Source organism: Kineococcus aurantiacus (genome assembly GCF_013409345.1).
In the GTDB taxonomy this organism is placed as follows: Bacteria; Actinomycetota; Actinomycetes; order Actinomycetales; family Kineococcaceae; genus Kineococcus; species Kineococcus aurantiacus.
In genome coordinates this window covers 4,059,273-4,079,031 of the sequence record NZ_JACCBB010000001.1, presented here as the reverse complement: position 1 = coordinate 4,079,031, position 19,759 = coordinate 4,059,273, and the positions used below count along the sequence as shown (strand labels likewise).

Below are 19,759 nucleotides of genomic sequence, written 5' to 3'. Positions count from 1 at the left end.
GTGAAACCGTTGCAGGTGCCGCGATGGACACCGGATGGGACCTCACCGAACGCCTGCACATCGACCTGCAGCGGACGGCGAGCGCGAGGTAGCGGGACGAGCACGTGCTCGTCCCGCCACCCACCCCACCCCTGGAGCCCCCCTTGCTCACCCGCCTGCGCCGCACGCCCTTCGGCGTGCAGGTCCTCGTCGGTCTCGTCCTCGGCGTCCTGCTCGGCGCCCTCGCCCGCTCGATGGGCGGCACCACCGAGGACCCGAACTGGCTGACGACCACCCTCACGACCGTCGGCTCGATCTTCGTCACGATGCTGCGCGCGCTCGTGCCGCCGCTCGTCGTGCTCGCCGTCATCACCTCCATCGCCAACCTGCGCGAGGTCACGAACGCGGCCCGCCTGGCCTGGCAGACGCTGCTGTGGTTCGCGATCACGGCGCTGATCGCCGTGGCCATCGGCATCGGGCTGGGCGTCGCGACCGATCCCGGCGCCCGGTCGTCGGTGGACGCGGCCGCCGCGGAGGCCCCGTCCTCCACCGGTTCCTGGCTCGACTTCCTCCAGGGCGTCGTCCCGGGCAACTACCTCGGCCTGCAGGCCTCCGGCGGCGACGACGGCAGCGTCTCGCTGAGCTTCAACGTCCTGCAGCTGCTCGTCATCGCCGTCGTGCTCGGCGTCGCGGTCCTGAAGGTCGGCGAGAAGGCCGACCCGGTCCTCAACGTGGCGCGTTCGGGTCTGGCGATCGTGCAGACCGTCCTGTGGTGGGTCATCAAGCTCGCCCCGATCGGCACCGTCGGCCTGCTGGGCAAGGCGGTCGCCACCTACGGCTGGGACGCGCTGAGCCCGCTGGGCGTGTTCGTCGTCGACGTCTACGTCGGCCTGGCCCTGGTCGTCTTCGGGGTCTACCCGGTGCTGCTGCGCGCCCACGGCCTGAGCGTGCGCGGCTTCTTCGCCAAGGTCTGGCCGGCCACCCAGCTGGCGTTCGTCTCGCGCTCCTCCATCGGCACGCTGCCGGTGACCCAGCGCGTCACCGAGGACCTCGGCGTCCCGCGCTCGTACGCCTCCTTCGCCGTCCCGCTGGGCGCGACGACCAAGATGGACGGCTGCGCGGCGATCTACCCGGCGCTGGCCGCGATCTTCGTCGCGGGCTTCTTCGGGGTCCACCTGTCGATCACCGACTACCTGCTCATCGCCTTCGTCTCGGTCGTGGGGTCCGCGGCCACCGCCGGGCTCACGGGCGCGACGGTGATGCTGACGCTCACCCTCTCGACGCTGGGGCTGCCGCTGGCCGGTGTCGGGCTGCTGCTGGCGATCGACCCGATCCTCGACATGGGCCGCACGGCCGTCAACGTGACGGGGCAGGCCCTCGTCCCGGCCCTGGTGGCCAAGCGCGAGGGCATCCTGGACCTGGCCCGGTTCCGCGACCGGCACACCGCCCGCGAGACCGTCGACGCCTGAGGGCGCTCCTCGGACGACGTGCCGCCCCGGCGCCGGTGCGCCGGGGTGACACGCGTCCACGGCTGCCGCGAGGATGACCCGCGATGGCTCAGCGCACCCGGCACCTGCCCGAGATCGACGTCGTGCGGACGACCGGCTTCGCCGCCGTCGTCGGCCTGCACACCCTGGGCTCGGTGGGCACCGGTGAGCTGGGCACCGGGCTGGGGCTGCAGCTGCTGCACTTCGGCCGGGAGACGTTCTTCATCCTCACGGCGTTCGTCCTGACCCGCTCGGCCGCGACCCGGCCCCCGGCCCCGGGGGCCGGGTTGCTGCGCTTCTGGCGCCGGCGGTTCGCGCTGGTGGGGCTGCCCTACACGGTGTGGACGGTCCTGTACTGGCTGACCCGGCTGGAGGGCCGGGACCCGTGGAGCGCCGACGCCCTGCGCGGCCTGAGGCACAGCCTGGTGATGGGCACCGGCATGTACCACCTGTACTTCCTGCAGGTGGCGCTGCAGGCGTACCTGCTCTTCCCGCTGCTGCTGCTGCTCGTCCTGCGCACGCGCCGGCACCACGCCGCCCTGCTCGGGGTCGCGGGGGCGGTGCAGGCGACGTACCTGGCGGTCCTGCGGTGGGTGCCCGCCCCCGGCGGGTGGGCGCAGAACCTGTGGCTGTCACCCAACCAGCTCGTCCTGACGTACGTGTTCCCGCTGCTGGTGGGGGCGGTCGCCGCCTGCCACCACGAGGCGGTCCTGGCGTGGGTCGGCCGGCACCGGGCGGCGGTGCCCGCGGTCGTGGGGGCCGCGCTCGCGCTGGACCTGGGGACCTTCGCCGCCCAGGTGCTGGCCGGCGCCGACCCCGTCCGGGCCTCCGAGCCGCTGCAGCCGGTCTCGGTGGTGTGGGGGCCGGCGGCGGCCCTGGGGCTGCTCGCCCTCGGCGCGCGCCTGCGGCGGGGACCGACGCCGGTCACCGCGCCGGTCACCGCGATGGTCACCGCGCTGGCCCGGGAGGGCGCGCGGGTCTCGTTCGGGGTGTACCTCGTGCACCCCCTCGTGCTGTCGGTGCTGCTGGGGGCCTCGGGCTGGGCGCACGGCGGCTCGGCGTGGCCGCTGCCCGTGGTGTTCGTGCTGACCTGGGTGGGCACGCTGCTGGGCTCCGTCGCGCTCGTCCAGCTGCTGAGCCGGCTGCCGCTGGCCGTGGCGCTGACCGGGCGCCCGCGGGTGCGGCCCGCGCCGCCCACCCCCGTCCCCACCTGAGCGGCGGGGCGGGGTTCACCCGGCCGGGGCGAGCACCAGGAGGGGCTTGGCCCCGCGGGGGGTGTCCTGGACCAGGGCCAGCAGCGTCCCGTCCGGCGCGAAGGCCCCGACGGGACCGTCGACCCCGGTGGCGGTGAGGAACCCGCCGTGGGCGAGGTTGTCCGCCTCCCGGTCGTCGACGTCGCGCACCGGGAACAGCCGTCGCGCCACGGCCGCGAGGGGCTCGACGCGCGGCTGCGCCTCGACCTCCTCGAGGGTGAGCGCCTCGGCGAGGGTGAAGGGCCCGGACCGGGTGCGCCGCAGCGCCGTGAGGTGCCCGCCGACGTGCAGGGCCCGGCCGAGGTCGCGGGCCAGCGCCCGCACGTAGGTGCCGCTGGAGACGGCGACGACGACGTCGAGGTCGAGGTACGGCCCCTCGGGCCGGCGGGCCAGGACGTCGAAGCGGGAGACCGTGACGGGCCGGGCGGGCAGGTCGACCTCCTGGCCCCCGCGCACGCGCGCGTAGCTGCGGCGGCCGTCGACCTTGATGGCGCTGACCGAGCTGGGGACCTGCTGGATCGGGCCCGTCAGGGCCGCGACGGCCCGGGCCAGCGCGTCCGGGTCCACCCCGGTGGCGTCGACGGGGTCGGTGAGGGGTTCGCCCTCGGCGTCGTCGGTGAGGGTCGCGACCCCCAGCCGGACGGTGGCCGTGTACTCCTTGTCGTGGGCCACGAGGTGCGTCAGGAACTTCGTCCCGCGGTTGGCGCCGAGGACCAGGACGCCCGTGGCGGCCGGGTCGAGGGTGCCGGCGTGCCCGACGCGCCGGGTCGAGAGCAACCGGCGGCAGCGGCCGACGACGTCGTGGCTGGTCCAGCCGGCGGGCTTGTCGACGACGAGGATCCCGTCCCCCACCCCGGTCCCCGCCCGGTCACCGGCGCCCCTCACGCGAGCTTCGCCTGCAGCTCGGCGGCCGTGGCGGTCATGTTCGCGAGCGCCGTGAGCGCGTCGAGCTCGGGGTGGTTCCAGGAGTCCATGGCCAGCAGCACGTTGAGCAGCATGCCGTGCGCGATGAACCGGGTCGCCACCACGTCGTCGCCGAGGCGTTCGCGGGTGATGCGGTACACCGTGTCCATGCAGCGCCGGGTGGCCTCGCCGATGCCCGGCTCGGCGCTGGCGGTGAACCCGTGCATGAGCACGAGCAGGACGTCGCGGTCCTCCACCAGGCGCATGTACGCCCGGCCCAGGCACACCTCGGGCGGCCCGTCGGTCGGGGCGTCGGCGAAGGCCGCGACGATGCGGTCGGCGACGCGGGCGAAGAGGGCGTCCAGGAGGGGTTGCTTGCCGCCGAACGTCCGCACCACGTAGGGCTGGGACACCCCTGCCTCGCGGGCGATGACGTCGGTGCTGGCCCCGGTCAGCCCCACCTGGGCGACCACGCGCCCGGCGGCGGTGAGGATCTGCTCGCGCCGGTCCTCCTTCGACATCCGTCTGACGGGTTCGGTGTTCACGGTTGACAAGGTATCAGTCGATGCCTAACGTCCGAGGTAATCATCCGATGCCTTCCTCTGGGGGTCCCCGTGTCCACCACCACCCTCGAACCCGGTCCCACCGGGCCCACCCGGGCCCGCCGCCGGGTGCACCCGGCGCTCGCGATCGTCGCCGCCGCGCTGCCCGTCTTCATGGCCACCCTCGACAACCTCGTCGTCACCGGCGCGCTGCCGGTCCTGCACCGCGACCTCGGCGCCTCCCTCGACCAGCTGCAGTGGGTCGTCAACGCCTTCAGCCTCACCTTCGCCACGCTCATGCTGGCCGCGGCCTCCGTGGGTGACCGGTTCGGGCGCCGCCGAGTCTTCGTGGGCGGCGTCGTCGTCTTCACCCTCGCCTCGGCCGCCGCGGCCCTGGCCACCAGCCCGGAGCTGCTCATCGCCGCCCGAGCCGTGCAGGGCGCCGGGGCGGCCGCCATCACCCCGCTGTCCCTGGCGCTGCTGGCCGGGTCCGTCCCGCCGCAGCGCCGGGCCGCGGCCATCGGCATCTGGGGCGGGGTCAACGGCCTCGGGGTCGCCCTCGGGCCCGTCATCGGCGGAGCCGTCATCGACGGCCTGAGCTGGCACTGGATCTTCTGGCTCAACGTGCCCGTCGCCGTCGTGGCCCTGCCGCTGATCCTGCTGGCCCTGCCCGAGCAGCACGGACGCACCGGCCGCGTCGACGTCGCCGGGCTCGGGCTCGGGGGCGCCGCGGTCTTCGGGGTCGTCTGGGCGGTCCAGCACGCCGACGCCCACGGCTGGGGGTCGGCGGCCGTGCTCGTGCCCCTGCTCGCCGGGCTGGCCCTCCTCGCCGGGTTCGTCGCCCGCCAGGCCACCGCGGCCGCGCCCCTGCTGCCCCTGCGGCTGTTCCGCTCCCGCAGCTTCAGCGTCGCCAACGTCGTGATCTTCGCCTTCACCCTCGGCGCCATGGGGTCGGTGTTCCTGCTGACCCAGTACCTGCAGGTCTCCGGCGGGTTCACGCCGTTCGAGGCCGGCCTGCGCACCCTGCCCTGGACGGCGGCCCCCATGGTCGTCGCCCCGGTCGCCGGGATCCTCGGCGGACGCACGGGGTCCCGGCCGCTGCTGGTGGCCGGCCTGACCGCGACCGCGGCGGGGCTGGCGTGGATGGCCGTCGAGATCGGTCAGGGCGCCGGGTACGGCGCCCTGGTCCCGGCCCTGACGCTGGCCGGCGTCGGCACCGGACTGGTCTTCGCCCCCGCCTCGACGGCCGTGCTGGCCGGTCTCGACGAGCACGACCACGCCACCGCCAGCTCGACCAACAACACGCTGCGCGAGATCGGCGTCGCCCTCGGCGTCTCGGTCCTCACGCTGGTCTTCCAGCACGCCGGCGGTGACCTCACGCCGGACGGGTTCTCGGCCGGGACGCCGGACGCGGTCCTCGTCGGGGCCGCCGTCACCCTCGTCGGGGCGCTGACCGCGCTGGCCCTGCCGCGCAAGGCGTAGGTCCGCGCGACGGCTCGGGAGACCGACAGGGCCAGCCGGGCCACGGTCGCCACCACCACGAGGAGGACGACCCCGCAGGCGGCTACGACCACCCCGGTGACACCGTCGCCGACGACGCTGCCGCCCCCGACCCGCACGTGCGCGGGTCGGGGGCGGAGGGGTCGTGGACGACCTGCGCGGAACGACCGGTGACGCAGGAGCGGTTCCAGGCCTGCTCACCCACCACGACGACCTCCCGGCCACCGGCCTCGAAGCGCACGATCGGCGGGGAGGTCGTCCGGTGCTCGTGGTGGTTCGTGATCCGGTCGTCCACGACCGTGCCCGTCGTCGTGACGCTCTCGGCGCCCAGGGGCCGAGAGCAGGCCGCCGACGACGACGGCCACGCCGGACAGGGCGATCAGGACGAACACCACCACGAGGAGCGCCGGCACACCGGGACCGGTGTCCAGGCCGGGCAGATCGTGATCCACCGCCCCGGCCTGCCGCGCCGCCTCAGGCGCGGTGGGGGTCCTCCCCGACCTCGTCGTCCGTCTCGTCCTCGTCCGCCTCGTCGTCGTCCCACTCGTCGTCGGGGTCGGCGGGCTTCTTGTACGGGTCCGGGTCCCCGGCGGGGGTGGCCCCGGCGGCCAGGGCGGCGACGCGGGCGTCCTGCTCGGCGGCCTTGGAGAGCAGGTCGGTGATCTGCTGCGCGGTCTCGGGGACCTCGTCGGCGGTGAACGTCAGCGTGGGGGTCAGCCGGATGCCGGTGCGCTTGCCGACCTCCGAGCGCAGGACGCCCTTGGCCGACTCCAGGGCGGCCTTGGTCCCCTGCTTCTCCTCGTCGCTGCCGAAGACCGTGTAGTACAGCGTGGCGTGCTGGAGGTCGTTCGTGACGCGGGCGTCGGTGATCGTGACGAACCCCAGGCGGGGGTCCTTGACGCGCTTCTCCAGCGCGTCGGCGACGACGACCTTGATGCGGTCGGCGAGCTTGCGGGCGCGGGTCGGGTCGACCACGGGAAACTCCTGCGTTCTAGTCGTCCGACGACAGGTACTGCCGCCGGGCGGAGAGGATCTGGAACTCCGGGTGGGCCGCGACGAGCCGTTCGCAGCGGTCGAGCACGTCGGCGCAGCGGGCGGCGTCGGTGGCCACGACGGCGACGGCGACCTCGGCCCGGCGGTGCAGGTCCAGGTGGCCGGTCTCGGCGGCCGCGACCTCGAAGGAACGGCGCAGCTCGGCGACCAGGGGCCGGACGAGGCTGCGCTTGCCCTTGAGGGAGTGGACGTCGCCGAGGAGCAGGTCGACGGTCAGGGTTCCGGTGAACATGGGTGTGCGCTGGTTCCCAGCGGGGAGGCGACCGGGGCGGGACCGCGAGGTCCCGCCCCGGTCACCGGGTCGCAGGCGTCAGCCGGTCAGCTGCGCGCCTTCTCCTGCATCTCGTACGTCTCGATGACGTCGTCGACCTGAAGGTCGTTGTACGAGCCCAGGCCGATACCGCACTCGTAGCCCTCGCGGACCTCGGTGGCGTCGTCCTTGAAGCGGCGCAACGACTCGATGGTGAGGTTGTCCCCGTGCACGACACCGCGGCGCAGGACGCGCGCCTTGGTGTTGCGGCGGATGAGACCCGACCGGACGAGGCAGCCGGCGATGTTGCCGAACTTCGACGAGCGGAAGATCTCGCGGACCTCCGCCGTGCCGAGCTGGACCTCTTCGAACTCGGGCTTCAGCAGGCCCTTCAGGGACGCCTCGACGTCCTCGATGGCCGCGTAGATGACCGAGTAGAAGCGGATGTCGACGCCCTCGCGGTCGGCGTACTCCTTGGTCTGCTGCTCCGGGCGCACGTTGAACCCGATGATGATCGCGTTCGAGGCGACGGCGAGGTTGACGTTGTTCTTCGTCACCGCACCGACACCGCGGTCGATCACCCGCAGCTCGACCTCGTCGCCGACGTCGATCTTGTAGAGGGCGTCCTCCAGGGCCTCGACCGAGCCCGCACCGTCACCCTTGAGGATGAGGTTGAGGGTCTCGACCTTGCCCTGCTCCAGCGCCTTGGTGAAGTCCTCCAGCGAGATGCGCTTGCGCGCCTTCGCCAGAGCCGCGTTGCGCTCCTGCGCCTCGCGCTTCTCCGCGATCTGCCGGGCGGTCCGGTCGTCCGGGGCCGCCAGGAACGTGTCACCGGCACCCGGCACCGACGTCAGACCCAGGACCTGGACCGGACGCGACGGGGTGGCCGCCTCGACGTTGTCGCCGTTCTCGTCGAGCATCGCGCGGACGCGGCCGTAGCCGGTGCCGGCGACGATCGCGTCACCGACGCGCAGGGTGCCGGACTGGACCAGGACGGTGGCGACGGGGCCGCGGCCCTTGTCGAGGTTGCCCTCGATCGCCACACCGCGAGCGTCCTTGTCGGGGTTCGCCCGCAGGTCCAGGGAGGCGTCGGCCGTGAGCAGGACGGCCTCGAGGAGGTCGTCCAGGCCCATGCCCTGCTTCGCCGAGACGTTGACGAACATCGTGTCGCCGCCGTACTCCTCGGCCACCAGGTTGTACTCGGTGAGCTGCTGCCGGACCTTGTCCGGGTTCGCGCCCTCCTTGTCGACCTTGTTGACCGCCACGACGATCGGGACGTCCGCCGCCTGGGCGTGGTTGAGCGCCTCGACGGTCTGGGGCATCACGCCGTCGTCCGCCGCGACCACGAGGATCGCGATGTCCGTGACCTTCGCACCACGGGCACGCATGGCCGTGAAGGCCTCGTGACCGGGGGTGTCGATGAAGGTGATCGGACGCTCGACCCCCTCGTGCTCCTTGACGACCTGGTAGGCACCGATGTGCTGGGTGATGCCACCGGCCTCCTTCGCCACGACGTCGGAGGACCGGATCGCGTCGAGGAGCTTGGTCTTCCCGTGGTCGACGTGACCCATGACGGTCACGACCGGCGGACGGGCCTCCAGCTCGTCGTCGCCCTCGGCCTCCAGCTCGGCGTCGAGGTCGATGGAGAAGCCCGCGAGCAGCTCGCGCTCCTCGTCCTCGGGCGAGACGACCTCGATGACGTACCCGAGCTCGTTGCCGAGCACCTGGAACGTGTCCTCGTCGAGGGACTGGGTCGCGGTCGCCATCTCACCGAGGTGGAACAGGACCGTGACCAGCGCCGCGGGGTCGACGTCGATGCGCTCGGCGAAGTCGCTCAGCGACGCGCCGCGGCGGATGCGGACGACGGTCGTGCCGTCACCGCGACGGACCGAGACGCCACCGGGCGTCGGGGCCGCCATCGACTCGAACTCCTGGCGCTTGGCCCGCTTCGACTTGCGGCCGCGCGCCGGCTTGCCCCCGGCGCGACCGAACGCGCCCTGGGTGCCGCCGCGACCACCGCGCGGACCACCGCCACCGCCACCGGGACGGCCGGCGAAGCCGCCACCGGTCCCGGTGCCGCCACCGGCACCGCCGGGACGACCGCCGAAACCACCGCGACCGCCACCGGGGCCACCGCGGCCCGGGGCACCCGGACGGCCGGCACCGGCACCCGGACGGCCGACCGTCGGGCGCGCGGGCATCATGCCCGGGTTCGGGCGCGGGCCACCCGGACGGGGACCACCCGGGCCGGGCGCGCCACCGGGACGCGGGCCCTGCGGGCGGGGCATGCCCTGGTTGGCCGCGAACGGGTTGTTGCCCGGACGCGGGGCACCGCCCTCGCGCTGCGGCCGGGGCATGCCCTGGCTCGTCGCGAAGGGGTTGTTGCCCGGGCGGGGAGCACCCGGACGGGGAGCGCCACCGGGCGCACCGGCACCGCCGGGACGGCCCTGGCGGTCGCCCTGCGGACGGTCGCCGCGGGGACGGTCGCCACCGGGCCGCTCACCGCGGTCGGGACGGTCGCCGCCCGGACGCGGACCGCGACCAGCGGGACCACCGGCGCCACCCGGGACGGGGGCACCCGGCCGGGCGCCGGGACCACCGGCACCGGGACGCGCGCCGGGGCGCGGACCCTGACCGGGACCACCGGAGGTGGGCGGCGTGGACGGGCGCGCACCCGGGGTGGGGCGCTGGCCCGGGGCCGCCGGGCGCTGCGGAGCCGGGCGGTCCGCCGGGGCGGGCGCGCGGAACGCGGGGTTGGCGGCGGGGTTGGCCGCCGCGGGGGCCTGCGGGGCCTGCGCGACCGGCGTCGGCGCGGGGGCCGGAGCCGGGGCCGGTGCAGCGGCCGGAGCCGCGGGCGCCGGGGCCGCGGGGGCGGGCGCAGCCGGGCGGGCGGCCGGAGCCGGACCCGGGCGGGCACCCTGCGGCAGACGCGGACCCGGCTTCGCCGCCGGGGCCGGACGGGCCGACGGCGCGGAGCCGCCCCCGTTCGGGAACTTGTCCTTCAGCCGCCGGATGACCGGCGGTTCGACGGTCGAGCTCGCGGAACGCACGAACTCGCCCATCTCCTTGAGCGTGGCCAGCACGACCTTGCTCTCGACTCCGAACTCCTTGGCGAGCTCGTAGACCCGGACCTTTGCCACATCTCTCCTGTCTCGGTCCGGGCTCGTCTCTACCGGGCGCGGACCGTCGTCAGTCGGGGGGATTCATCGCTGGAGACTCATCGGGTGCTCATCAGCTGTTCGACCCGCTCTCATCGGTGGTGGTGGACACGACGACCTCGGGCGAGCGCCGGTCCAGGAAGGACCGTACGCCCGAGGGGTCGAGGGGAGCTGCGCGGCGCAACGCGCGGGGCCAGGCCCTGCGCTTGTCCGCCAGCTCCAAGCACGCGGTGCTCTGGTGCAGCCACGCGCCCCTGCCCGGGAGCCGGCGCCGCACGTCGACGAGGAGGAGACCCTCCGCGTCCGGTGCGACGACGACCCTCAGCAGCGACGACCGGTCACCCCGGCGACGGCAGCCGACGCACGTGCGCTGAGGGTGCGGCGCAGGCTCGACGGACCGCCGGTCGGTAGGACCGGTCGCAGGCAGTGTAACGATGAGGGACAGTCTAGCCTTCCCGCCCGCTCCCCGCCCTACTGCTCCGGCTGGGTGTCCGGCCGGATGTCGATGCGCCAGCCGGTGAGCTTGGCGGCCAGGCGGGCGTTCTGCCCCTCCTTGCCGATCGCCAGGGACAGCTGGTAGTCCGGCACGACCACCCGCGCCGAGCGCGCCGCGAGGTCGACGACCTCCACGGAGCTGACGCGGGCCGGGGACAGCGCGTTGCCGACGAAGGTCGCCGGGTCCTCGTGGAAGTCGACGATGTCGATCTTCTCGCCGCGCAGCTCGGCCATGACCGCCCGCACGCGCTGACCCATCGGCCCGATGCAGGCGCCTTTGGCGTTGACGCCGGGCCGGGTGGCCCGCACCGCCATCTTCGAGCGGTGCCCGGCCTCGCGGGACAGCGCGGTGATCTGCACCGTGCCGTCGGCGATCTCGGGCACCTCCAGGGCGAACAGCTTGCGGACCAGCTGCGGGTGCGAGCGGGACAGCACGACCTGCGGCCCCTTGGGGCCCTTCTTGACGCTCACGACGAAGCAGCGGATGCGCGCGCCGTGCTCGTACTTCTCCCCCGGCACCTGCTCGGCCGGCGGCAGGACCCCCTCGAGGGTCCCCAGGTCGACCTGCACGATGCGCGGGTCGCGGCCCTGCTGCACGATCCCGGAGACGATCTCGCCCTCGGTGTCGGCGTACTCGCCGAGCACGGCGTCGTCCTCGGCGTCGCGCAGGCGCTGCAGGATCACCTGGCGGGCCGTGGCCGCCGCGATCCGGCCGAAGCCGCCGGGGGTGTCGTCGAACTCGCCGACGACGCCGCCGGAGTCGTCGCGCTCCTTGGCCCACACGCGCACCTCGCCGCTGCTGCGGTCCAGCTCGATGCGGGCGTCGGGGTGCGCCTTGTGGTCGGTGTGCTCGGTGCGGTGGTAGGCCACGAGCACCGCCTGCTCGATGGCGCGCACGAGCGTCTCGAAGGGGATCTCCTTCTCGCGCTCGAGCACCCGCAGGGCCGACATGTCGATGTTCACTGCTCGTCCTCGTCCTCGTCGTCCGGTCCGCTCTCGTCAGCGACCAGGTCCTCCACGTCCTCGACCGTGTCGCCGTCGGCGCGGCGGAACTCGACCTGCACCTCGCCGCGGACCAGGTCCGCCCAGGCGAGGTCGTGCGGGGCGCCCACGTCCCTGGCCCGCGGCGGCCGGCCCTTGACCGACTGCGGCTCGCCCGTGCCGTGCACGCCGTCCTCGTCGACCGACACCACGCGCAGGAACAGCGCGCCGCCGTCGGCCAGCACGGCGCGCACGAGGCGGCCCCGGGCCCGCGACCAGTGCCGCGGCGTCGTCAGCGGGCGCTCCACCCCCGGGGAGGTGACCTCCAGGGTGTACGGCGCGTCGCCCAGCACGTCCGACTCGTCCAGGGCCTGGGAGACGGCGGTGGAGGCGGCGGCCACGGCGTCCAGGTCGATCTCGCCCGGTTCGTCGCCGGCCCCGTCGACGACCACCCGGACCACGCGGCGGCGACCGGCGGCGCTGACGTCCACGCCGTCGAGGACGAGCGAGGCGCCGAGGTCGGTCCCGGGGGCGAACACGGGGGTCAGCACCGCGGTGACGGTCTCCTCGAGCGTCGACACGACCGCTCCTCCCTGTTCTCGAGTTGTCCAGAGGTGCCCGCGGACCCGGACGGACCGGGGCGGGCACGACCGCTCATCCTAGGGCTTCGCGGGCGGGGTCCGGCCACGCCGCCCGCCCTGGCACGATCGGTGCCCGTGCCCCGGCCCCGCTGCGCCCCGCCGACCCGACGCGCCCTGCTGGGCACCCTCGCGGTGGCCGCGCTGGCGGTGAGCGGGTGCGGCGTGCGGTGGGTGGGCGGTCCCGAGCCGACCCCGGCCCCCGACCGCGGCCCCGACGACGACGCGCGGGAGGCGGCGGTCGCCGGCACCCGCGCCCTGCTGACGCTCCTGGGCCCGGCCGCGGCCGGGCCCGAGCCGCTGCGGACCGTTGCGGGGCAGGCGGTCCAGGCCTGCCGGGCCCACCTGGTGGCGCTCGGGGAGGACGACCGGATCCCCACCGCGACCGGCTCCCCCACCCCCACCGACGCACCCTCCGGCGCTCCCGCCCCCGACGCCCGGGCGCTGGTGGACGGGCTCCTGGCCGCGGCCGGGACCGCGTGCGCGGCCGCCACCTCGACCGCGCCCGCCGTGAGCGGGGGGATGGCGCGGCTGCTGACCGCGATCGCCGCCTCGCGCGCGGTGCTGGCCGACGCGGTGGCCGCGACGACGGGGACCCCGGCCGGCGCGATCCCCCCGACGGCCGAACCGGGCCCCACCGCCGCGCCCGCGAGCAGCCCTGCGAGCACCTCCGCGAGGACCCCGTCGCCGGACGGGGACGACCCCGCCACGGCGGCCCTGCAGGCGGCCCTGGCCGGGGAGCACGCCGCCGTCCACGGCTTCGCGCTCGTCGCGGGCCGCCTCACCGCCCCGCGCCGCGCCGAGGCCGTGGCCGACCTCGCCGCCCGCCGGGTCGCCCGCGACGACCTCGTCGACCTGCTGACGGCGCGCGGGGCGACGCCCGTGCAGGCCGCCCCCGGCTACGACGCCGCGGCCCCCACCCCCGAGGCCGCCACCGCGCTCGCGGCCAGCGTGCTCGACCGGCTGGCGCGCCTGTACGCCGACGTCGTGGCGGTCTCGGCCCCCGACCGCGCGCTCGGCGCCCGGGCGGTGCCGGCGTGCGCGCGCGACGCCCGCCGCTGGGGGTCGACGGCGCGCTCGTTCCCCGGGCTGCCCGAGCTCGGCGCGGACGGCCCCCCCACCTCCACCGCGAGCCCCACCGCGAGCTCCACCGCCAGCGCCAGCGCGACGGCCACCCCCTGACCCCGGTCACCGGGCGGACTGCGAGACTGCCCGGGAGATGAGCAGCGACCCGCACCCCCGCCGCGACGACGCGCCCCTGCGCGTCATGACCTGGAACGTCTGGTGGCGGTTCGGGGACTGGCGGGCCCGGCGCGAGGCGCTGCTGGCCGTCCTGCGCGCCGAGGACCCCGACGTCGTCGGCCTGCAGGAGGTCTGGGCCGACGCCGACGAGAACCTCGCGCACTGGCTGGGCGCGGAGCTCGGGATGCACGTCGCGTGGTCGCCCTCGCCCGCCCCCGAGCGCTGGCGCCGCCGGCTGCTGTTCAACGGCGAGGACCCGGCCGTCGTGGAGACCCTGCAGTTCGGCAACGCGGTCCTGAGCCGCTGGCCGTTCCTGGAGCAGGAGTCCGTCGACCTGCCCGGCGGCGGTCACGAGGACGAGGGCCGCACGGCCCTGCAGGTGCTCGTCGACACCCCGCGCCGGCCGCTGCCGTTCACCACGACGCACCTGAACTCCTCCCCCGCCGAGTCCGCCGTCCGCGTCGACCAGGTGCGCGCGCTCGTGCCGTTCGTCGCCGCGGGCAGGGTGCGGGGCGATCGCTACCCGCCCGTGCTGACCGGCGACTTCAACGCCGTGGCGGAGTCCGACGAGCTGCGGCTGTGCCAGGGCTACCTCACGGCCGGACCGGTCCCCGGTTTCGTCCTCGTCGACAGCTGGCGGTTCGCCGACCCCGCCGACCCCGGCTTCACCTGGGACCGGGCCAACCCGTTCGTGGCCCGCGTCCACCAGCCCAGCGCGCGCATCGACCACGTCCTCGTGGGGCTGGCCCCGTTCAGCGGCGAGGGCTCGGTGCGCGACGTGCGCCTCGTGGCGACCGAGCCCGTCGACGGGGTGTGGGCCAGCGACCACGCGGCCGTCGTGGTCGACCTCGAACCCTGAGGACGGTCCTCGGACCGCGGTGCAGCCGCCGTCGATGACGACGTCCTGCGCCGTGAGGTGGCCGGGCCGCGCTTCGCGCAGGACCACCCCGACGCCCCGTGACCCCGGCGGGGCGCCGCCGCACCGCGGCGGGCCCGCCCGCGATCACGCCCGGGATCACGCCCCGAGGGCGGTGAGGGACTCGTCGAGGGCCTGCACCACCGTGTCCACGTCGCCGGCCGCGAAGACCAGCGGCGGGCGGAGCTTGAGGACGTTGCCGTGGGGCCCGGCGACCGAGGTGAGGACACCGCGCTCGCGCAGCTCCTCCAGGACCGCCAGGGCCAGGTCGCGGTCCGGTTCGCGCGTCGAACGGTCCGTCACGAGTTCGAGACCGGTGAACAACCCCACCCCGCGGACGTCGCCCACGGCCTCGTGGGTGGTGGCCAGCGAGCCCAGCGCGTCCCGGAACAGGGCACCGACCTCGAGCGCGTGCTCCTGCAGACCCTCCTCCCGCAGGACCCGCAGGACGGCCCGGGCGGCGGCCATCGAGACGGGGTTGCCGCCGAAGGTGTTGAAGTACGGGATGCGGTCGCTGAAGGCCCTCAGCACGTCCTCGCGCGCGAACAGGCCCGAGACCGGGATCCCGTTGCCCATGGGTTTGCCCGTGGTCACCAGTTCGGGGACCAGCCCGTGCCGGGCGAACCCCCAGAACTCCTCCCCGGTCCGGGCGAACCCCGGCTGCACCTCGTCGGCGATGAACACGCCACCGGCGGCGCGCACCACCTCGACGGCCTCGGCGAGGAACCCGCGCTGCCCCGGCAGGACCCCGTCGGAGGAGAAGGCGGAGTCCGCGATGAACGCCGCGACGCCGAACCCGTCGGCCTGCAGGGACGCGACGGCCTCGCGCACGCGGTCGGCGAACCAGGGACCGAGCTCGGCGGGCGACAGGCCCTGCCGGTAGGCGTCGGGCGCCGGGACGAGCCGGGTGGTGGGGGCCAGGGGCTGACCCGACCCCAGCGCCGGGGAGAACCCCGACGTCAGGTCGCTCGTCCCGTGGTACGCCTCGCTCGTGGCGATGACGCCGAGGTTCCCGGAGAACTCGCGCGCGACGCGGACCGCGAGGTCGTTGGCCTCCGACCCCGTGCACTGGTACATCGCCTTCCACGCTGCTCCCGGGGACCCCGGCGCGGGGAGCGTCGCGAGGATCTCGTCGGTGTAGTCGAGGATCGTCTCGTGCAGGTAGCGCGTGTGCGTGTTCAACTGCTGCACCTGCGCCGTGACGGCCTCGACGACGGCCGGGTGGCAGTGCCCGATGCTGGCGACGTTGTTGTACAGGTCCAGGTACCGGCGGCCGTCGGCGTCGAACAGGTACTGCCCCTCGCCCCGCACCAGGTGGACCGGCCGGCGGTAGAACAACCGGTAGGAGCCGCCCAGGACCCGGTCGCGGTGCTGCGTCAGGCCCCGCGTCGCCGGGTCGAGCTCCGCGGCGTGCTCGGCCCGGAAGCTGTTGGTGTCCATGATGGTGGACCGGGTGGGGCTGGTCATGGGTCTCCTCGCGCTGCGCTCGACGTGGTGGCGCCCGAACCCTCACGGCGGTGGCTGACGCGGCGATCCTGGCGGCCGCGGGTGACCCGGAGGTTCGCCCGGTGTTTCGGGCACGTCAACTCGTCACCGCGCGTGTGAACTGTTCGTTACGGACCCCGTCGCGCGGGCGCCCCCGTGCCAGGATCGTCGCGGCGCCCAGCCCTCCCCGCCCCCGGGAGTTCCCGTGACCGCACCCACCGCCGCCCCAGCCTCCGCCCCACCGTTCGCGCAGTTCGGTGCCCTGCGCCGCGGGGACCCGGCCCCCGGCTGGCTGCACCGCACGGTCGTCGACGCGTGGGGCCTGCCCGCCACCACCTCGCTCACGCTCATCGCCGTCTCGGAGAACGCGACGTTCCGGGTCGCGACCGGCGGTTCGCCCGTCGGGGTGCTGCGGGTCCACCGGCCCGGGTACGTCGCCGACGCCGCGCAGATCGAGGCGGAACTGCACTGGGTGCGGGCCATCGCCGAGGACACCGAGGTGCGGGTGCCCGAGGTGCTGCCGGTGCGGGACGGCTCCCTCGTGCACTCCTTCACCGACGACGCCGGGTCCGCCTGGTTCGCCGTGCAGTTCGGGTTCGTCGACGGCGAGGTCCTCGAGGACGTCCTGGCCGTCGGCGGCGTCGACCTGGACGTCGTGCGCACCCGGTACGCCGAGATCGGCGCGACGACCGCCGCGCTGCACGACCACGTCGCCGCCTGGACCCCGCCGCAGGGTTTCACCCGGTTCGGCTGGGACCTCGACGACGCGCTGGGGGCGGGCAGCCGCTGGGGCGATTGGCGCGGGGCCGCCCTGAGCCCGGAGCAGCGGGACGTGTGCGAGCGGGGGGAGCTCGCCGCGCGCGACGTCCTGGCGACCGCGACCCCGACCGGGCTCGTCCACGCCGACCTGCGCCCCTCGAACCTCATGGTCGACCGGGCGGGGCGGCTCACCGTCATCGACTTCGACGACTGCGGCGAGGCGCGGCTGCTGTGGGACTTCGCCGCCGCCCTGAGCTTCATCGAGCACGAGGAATTCACCCCCGCCCTCGCCTCGGCGTGGCTGGCCGGTTACCGGACGGTCCGCCCGCTGTCCGAGGAGGACCTCGAGGTGGCGGCGGCCCTGTCCGTCGTGCGCCGGCTGCAGATGCTGGGCTGGACCACGACGCACCGGCAGGACGCCCTGCCGCCGGCGGTGTGGGCCGCGCAGGTGCCCGGGACGGCGCGCGTGGTGGGCGACTACCTGAACCGGCCCCTGTGGCTGTTCGAGGACCGCGCCGGCTGAGCGGGCCCGCGTGCGGGCCGGGACGGGCGAGGGGACGATGACCGCGTGAGCAGCGACGCGATCTCCCGCACCGGGTCCCGCGACGGCGTGCGGCAGGTGGTCGTCGTGGCCAGCGCCGTGCTCGGCATCGCCGGCGCCGCCGTGGGTTCGGGGGCGTTCGGGGGCACCCCGATCGCCTCGGCCGCCGGGGGTGCCCTGTCGGCGGACGCGACGCTCGTGGCTCCCGCCGGACCCGCGTTCGGCATCTGGTCGGTCGTCTACACCGGGCTCGTCGGGCTGTCCGCCTGGCAGGCGCTGCCGGCGCACCGGGAGGACTTCCGCCAGCGCGCGACGGGGTGGTGGACGGCGGCGTCGCTGCTGCTGAACGCGGTGTGGATCGGGACCGTCCAGGCCGGCTGGCTGGGGGTGTCCGTGCTCGTCATCGCCGTGCTGCTCGTCGTCCTCGTGCGGACCTTCACGCTGCTGCTGCGCGAGCGGCCGACGTCGCGGGCCGAGGCGGCCCTCGTCGACGGGACCGTGGGGCTGTACCTGGGGTGGGTGTCGATCGCGACGGTGGCGAACACGGCGGCGGCGCTGCGGGCGGCGGGCCTGACGAGCGGTGAGACCGGCTGGGCCGTGGGCGTCCTCGGGGTCGCGACCGCGGTGGGCGCGTTCACCGCGGTGCGCTCGCGCGGGCGCCTGGCGTTCGGCGCGGGCCTGGCCTGGGGGCTCGGCTGGGTCGCGGCGGGGCGCGCGGGGGCCGAGCAGAACACCTCGACGACCGTGGCCGTCGCGGCGGGGGTGGCCGCCACGGTGGTCGCGGGGACCACCGTGGCGGTGCGCGTCCTCAGCCGCGCACGACGGCGGTGACCCGGTTGACGGCCTCGGCGACCGGCACCTGCTCGGAGTCGCCGCTGCGGCGGTCCTTCAGCTCCACGGTGCCCTCGGCCAGGCCCTTGCCGACGACGAGGACGGTCGGGACGCCGATGAGCTCGGCGTCCTTGAACTTCACGCCCGGGGAGACCTTCGGGCGGTCGTCGTAGAGGACCTCGACGCCCTGGGCCTGCAGTTCGGCGGCGATCCGCTCGGCGGTCTCGAAGACGGCGGCGTCCTTGCCCGTGGCGACGACGTGGACGTCGGCGGGGGCCAGCGCGCGGGGCCAGACCAGCCCCTTGTCGTCGTGGTTGCCCTCGGCCACGCACGCCATGGCGCGCGTGACGCCGATGCCGTAGGAGCCCATCGTCACGACGACCTGCTTGCCGTTCTCGTCGAGCACCTTCAGGTCCAGGGCCTGCGCGAAGCGGCGGCCGAGGGCGAAGATGTGCCCGATCTCGATGCCGCGGGCCAGTTCCAGCGGGCCGGAGCCGTCGGGGGCGGGGTCGCCCTCCTTGACCTCGGCGGCCTCGACGAACCCGTCGGGGGTGAAGTCGCGGCCCGCGACCAGGTCGTAGACGTGCCGGCCGGGGGCGTCGGCGCCCGTCACCCACGCGGTGCCGTCGACGACGCGGGGGTCGACGAGGTAGCGGATGCCGGAGGCGTTCTCCGAGCCCAGCACGCCGGGCCCGATGTACCCCTTGACCAGCGCGGGGTGCTTGGCGAAGTCGGCGGCCTCGAAGGGTTCGACCTCGGCCGGGGACAGCGCCGCCTCCAGCCGCTTGGCGTCGACCTCGCGGTCACCGGGGACCCCGATCGCCAGCGGTTCGCGCGTCCCGTCCGGGTGCTTGAGGACCACGATGACGTTCTTCAGGGTGTCCGCGGCCGTCCACGGCCGGTCGGCGCGCGGGTGGCGCTCGTTCGAGACGGCGACGAGGGTCTCGATGGTCGGGGTGTCGGGGGTGTCCTCGACGTGCGCGGCGGGCAGGCCCTCGAAGGGGATGGGCGCGGGCGCCAGGGTCGTGACGGCCTCGACGTTCGCGGCGTACCCGCCGGGCGAGCGCACGAAGGTGTCCTCCCCGATCGCGGTGGGGTGCAGGAACTCCTCGCTGCGCGAGCCGCCCATGGCCCCGGACATCGCCGAGACGATGACGAAGTCCAGCCCCAGCCGGGCGAAGATCCGGACGTACGCCTCGCGGTGCAGCTCGTAGGACTTCTCCAGGCCCGCGTCGTCGACGTCGAAGCTGTAGGAGTCCTTCATGGTGAACTCGCGCCCGCGCAGGATCCCGGCGCGGGGGCGGGCCTCGTCGCGGTACTTCGTCTGGATCTGGTAGATCGACAGCGGCAGGTCCTTGTACGAGGAGTACAGGTCCTTGACCAGGAGGGTGAACATCTCCTCGTGCGTGGGCGCGAGGAGGTAGTCGGCGCCCTTGCGGTCCTTGAGCTTGAAGATGCCGTCGCCGTAGTCGCTCCACCGGTTCGTGGCCTCGTAGGGCTCCCGGGGCAGCAGCGCCGGGAAGTGGACCTCCTGGGCGCCGGCGGCGTCCATCTCCTCGCGGACGATGCCCTCGATCTTGCGCAGCACCTTCAGGCCCAGCGGCAGCCAGGTGTAGATCCCGGGGGCGGCGCGCCGGACGTACCCGGCCCGCACCAGCAGCTTGTGGCTGGCGACCTCGGCCTCGACCGGGTCCTCCCGCAGGGTTCGCAGGAACAGGGTCGACATCCGCATCAGCACGGGAGCCA

Annotated in this window: 18 protein-coding genes; 7 read left to right on the top strand and 11 right to left on the bottom strand. The window is 75.0% G+C overall.

The features are described from left to right. Positions 1-143: 143 nt before the first annotated feature. Together BJ968_RS19520 and BJ968_RS19515 are read left to right on the top strand one after the other, a co-directional pair. Positions 144-1,448 carry a dicarboxylate/amino acid:cation symporter gene (locus tag BJ968_RS19520; RefSeq protein ID WP_179754645.1) on the top strand — a complete coding sequence of 435 codons (1,305 nt, stop codon included), beginning with the start codon at positions 144-146 and terminating at the stop codon, positions 1,446-1,448. Positions 1,449-1,531: 83 nt separating this feature from the next. Further along, positions 1,532-2,680: an acyltransferase family protein gene (locus BJ968_RS19515; protein WP_179754643.1), complete on the top strand. Its 1,149-nt coding sequence runs from the start codon at positions 1,532-1,534 to the stop codon at positions 2,678-2,680. A gap of 15 nt (positions 2,681-2,695) precedes the next feature. Here the strand turns inward: BJ968_RS19515 and truB are convergent, their stop codons facing one another. After that, a complete protein-coding gene (gene truB / locus BJ968_RS19510; RefSeq protein WP_179754641.1) occupies positions 2,696-3,604 on the bottom strand; it encodes a tRNA pseudouridine(55) synthase TruB in 909 nt (302 codons plus the stop codon). Next, positions 3,601-4,167, bottom strand: a complete 567-nt coding sequence (locus tag BJ968_RS19505; RefSeq protein ID WP_179754639.1) for a TetR family transcriptional regulator — start codon at positions 4,165-4,167, stop codon at positions 3,601-3,603. Before BJ968_RS19505 ends, truB begins: the two co-directional genes overlap by 4 nt. Positions 4,168-4,236: 69 nt before the next feature. Between BJ968_RS19505 and BJ968_RS19500 the strand changes: the two genes are divergently transcribed. Further along, positions 4,237-5,646, top strand: coding sequence for a DHA2 family efflux MFS transporter permease subunit (locus tag BJ968_RS19500; protein WP_425491530.1), 1,410 nt, complete (start codon positions 4,237-4,239; stop codon positions 5,644-5,646). Positions 5,647-5,728: 82 nt separating this feature from the next. On the opposite strand, the gene BJ968_RS19495 is transcribed toward BJ968_RS19500, so the two are convergent. The 7 genes from BJ968_RS19495 to BJ968_RS19465 all read right to left on the bottom strand — a co-directional run bounded on the left by BJ968_RS19495 (position 5,729) and on the right by BJ968_RS19465 (position 12,182). Continuing rightward, on the bottom strand, positions 5,729-5,959 hold the full coding sequence (locus BJ968_RS19495; protein ID WP_179754637.1) for a hypothetical protein: 231 nt from the start codon (positions 5,957-5,959) through the stop codon (positions 5,729-5,731). Positions 5,960-6,138: 179 nt separating this feature from the next. Further along, a complete protein-coding gene (rbfA, locus tag BJ968_RS19490) occupies positions 6,139-6,639 on the bottom strand; it encodes a 30S ribosome-binding factor RbfA (RefSeq protein WP_179754635.1) in 501 nt (166 codons plus the stop codon). A 16-nt stretch (positions 6,640-6,655) separates the two neighbouring features. Continuing rightward, the gene (locus BJ968_RS19485; RefSeq protein WP_179754633.1) at positions 6,656-6,949 is read right to left on the bottom strand and encodes a DUF503 domain-containing protein; all 294 of its coding nucleotides are present in this window, start codon (positions 6,947-6,949) and stop codon (positions 6,656-6,658) included. Positions 6,950-7,035: 86 nt separating this feature from the next. Further along, the gene (gene infB / locus BJ968_RS25080) at positions 7,036-10,107 is read right to left on the bottom strand and encodes a translation initiation factor IF-2 (RefSeq protein WP_179754631.1); all 3,072 of its coding nucleotides are present in this window, start codon (positions 10,105-10,107) and stop codon (positions 7,036-7,038) included. Positions 10,108-10,198: 91 nt separating this feature from the next. Next, positions 10,199-10,552: a YlxR family protein gene (locus BJ968_RS26940; protein WP_343078275.1), complete on the bottom strand. Its 354-nt coding sequence runs from the start codon at positions 10,550-10,552 to the stop codon at positions 10,199-10,201. Positions 10,553-10,596: 44 nt separating this feature from the next. Further along, a complete protein-coding gene (gene nusA / locus BJ968_RS19470) occupies positions 10,597-11,583 on the bottom strand; it encodes a transcription termination factor NusA (RefSeq protein WP_179754629.1) in 987 nt (328 codons plus the stop codon). Continuing rightward, a complete protein-coding gene (locus tag BJ968_RS19465) occupies positions 11,580-12,182 on the bottom strand; it encodes an LSm family protein (RefSeq protein WP_218885184.1) in 603 nt (200 codons plus the stop codon). The genes nusA and BJ968_RS19465 overlap by 4 nt, the downstream gene beginning before the upstream one ends. Before the next feature lie 135 nt (positions 12,183-12,317). Here BJ968_RS19465 and BJ968_RS26935 point away from each other — a divergent pair, with 135 nt between their 5' ends. Continuing rightward, positions 12,318-13,421, top strand: a complete 1,104-nt coding sequence (locus BJ968_RS26935; protein ID WP_179754627.1) for a DUF4439 domain-containing protein — start codon at positions 12,318-12,320, stop codon at positions 13,419-13,421. Between the two features lie 37 nt (positions 13,422-13,458). Continuing rightward, positions 13,459-14,340, top strand: coding sequence for an endonuclease/exonuclease/phosphatase family protein (locus tag BJ968_RS19455; protein WP_179754625.1), 882 nt, complete (start codon positions 13,459-13,461; stop codon positions 14,338-14,340). Positions 14,341-14,496: 156 nt separating this feature from the next. On the opposite strand, the gene BJ968_RS19450 is transcribed toward BJ968_RS19455, so the two are convergent. Further along, positions 14,497-15,864 carry an aspartate aminotransferase family protein gene (locus tag BJ968_RS19450; protein ID WP_179754623.1) on the bottom strand — a complete coding sequence of 456 codons (1,368 nt, stop codon included), beginning with the start codon at positions 15,862-15,864 and terminating at the stop codon, positions 14,497-14,499. 223 nt (positions 15,865-16,087) lie between these two features. Between BJ968_RS19450 and BJ968_RS19445 the strand changes: the two genes are divergently transcribed. Continuing rightward, positions 16,088-17,164 (top strand): phosphotransferase, encoded by a 1,077-nt coding sequence (locus BJ968_RS19445; protein WP_179754621.1) that lies wholly within the window; start codon positions 16,088-16,090, stop codon positions 17,162-17,164. 45 nt (positions 17,165-17,209) lie between these two features. After that, positions 17,210-18,013, top strand: a complete 804-nt coding sequence (locus BJ968_RS19440; protein WP_218885183.1) for a tryptophan-rich sensory protein — start codon at positions 17,210-17,212, stop codon at positions 18,011-18,013. Here BJ968_RS19440 and BJ968_RS19435 read toward each other — a convergent pair. Beyond that, a complete protein-coding gene (locus BJ968_RS19435) occupies positions 17,991-19,751 on the bottom strand; it encodes a proline--tRNA ligase (RefSeq protein ID WP_179754619.1) in 1,761 nt (586 codons plus the stop codon). The genes BJ968_RS19440 and BJ968_RS19435 overlap by 23 nt on opposite strands. Between the last annotated feature and the right edge of the window lie 8 nt (positions 19,752-19,759).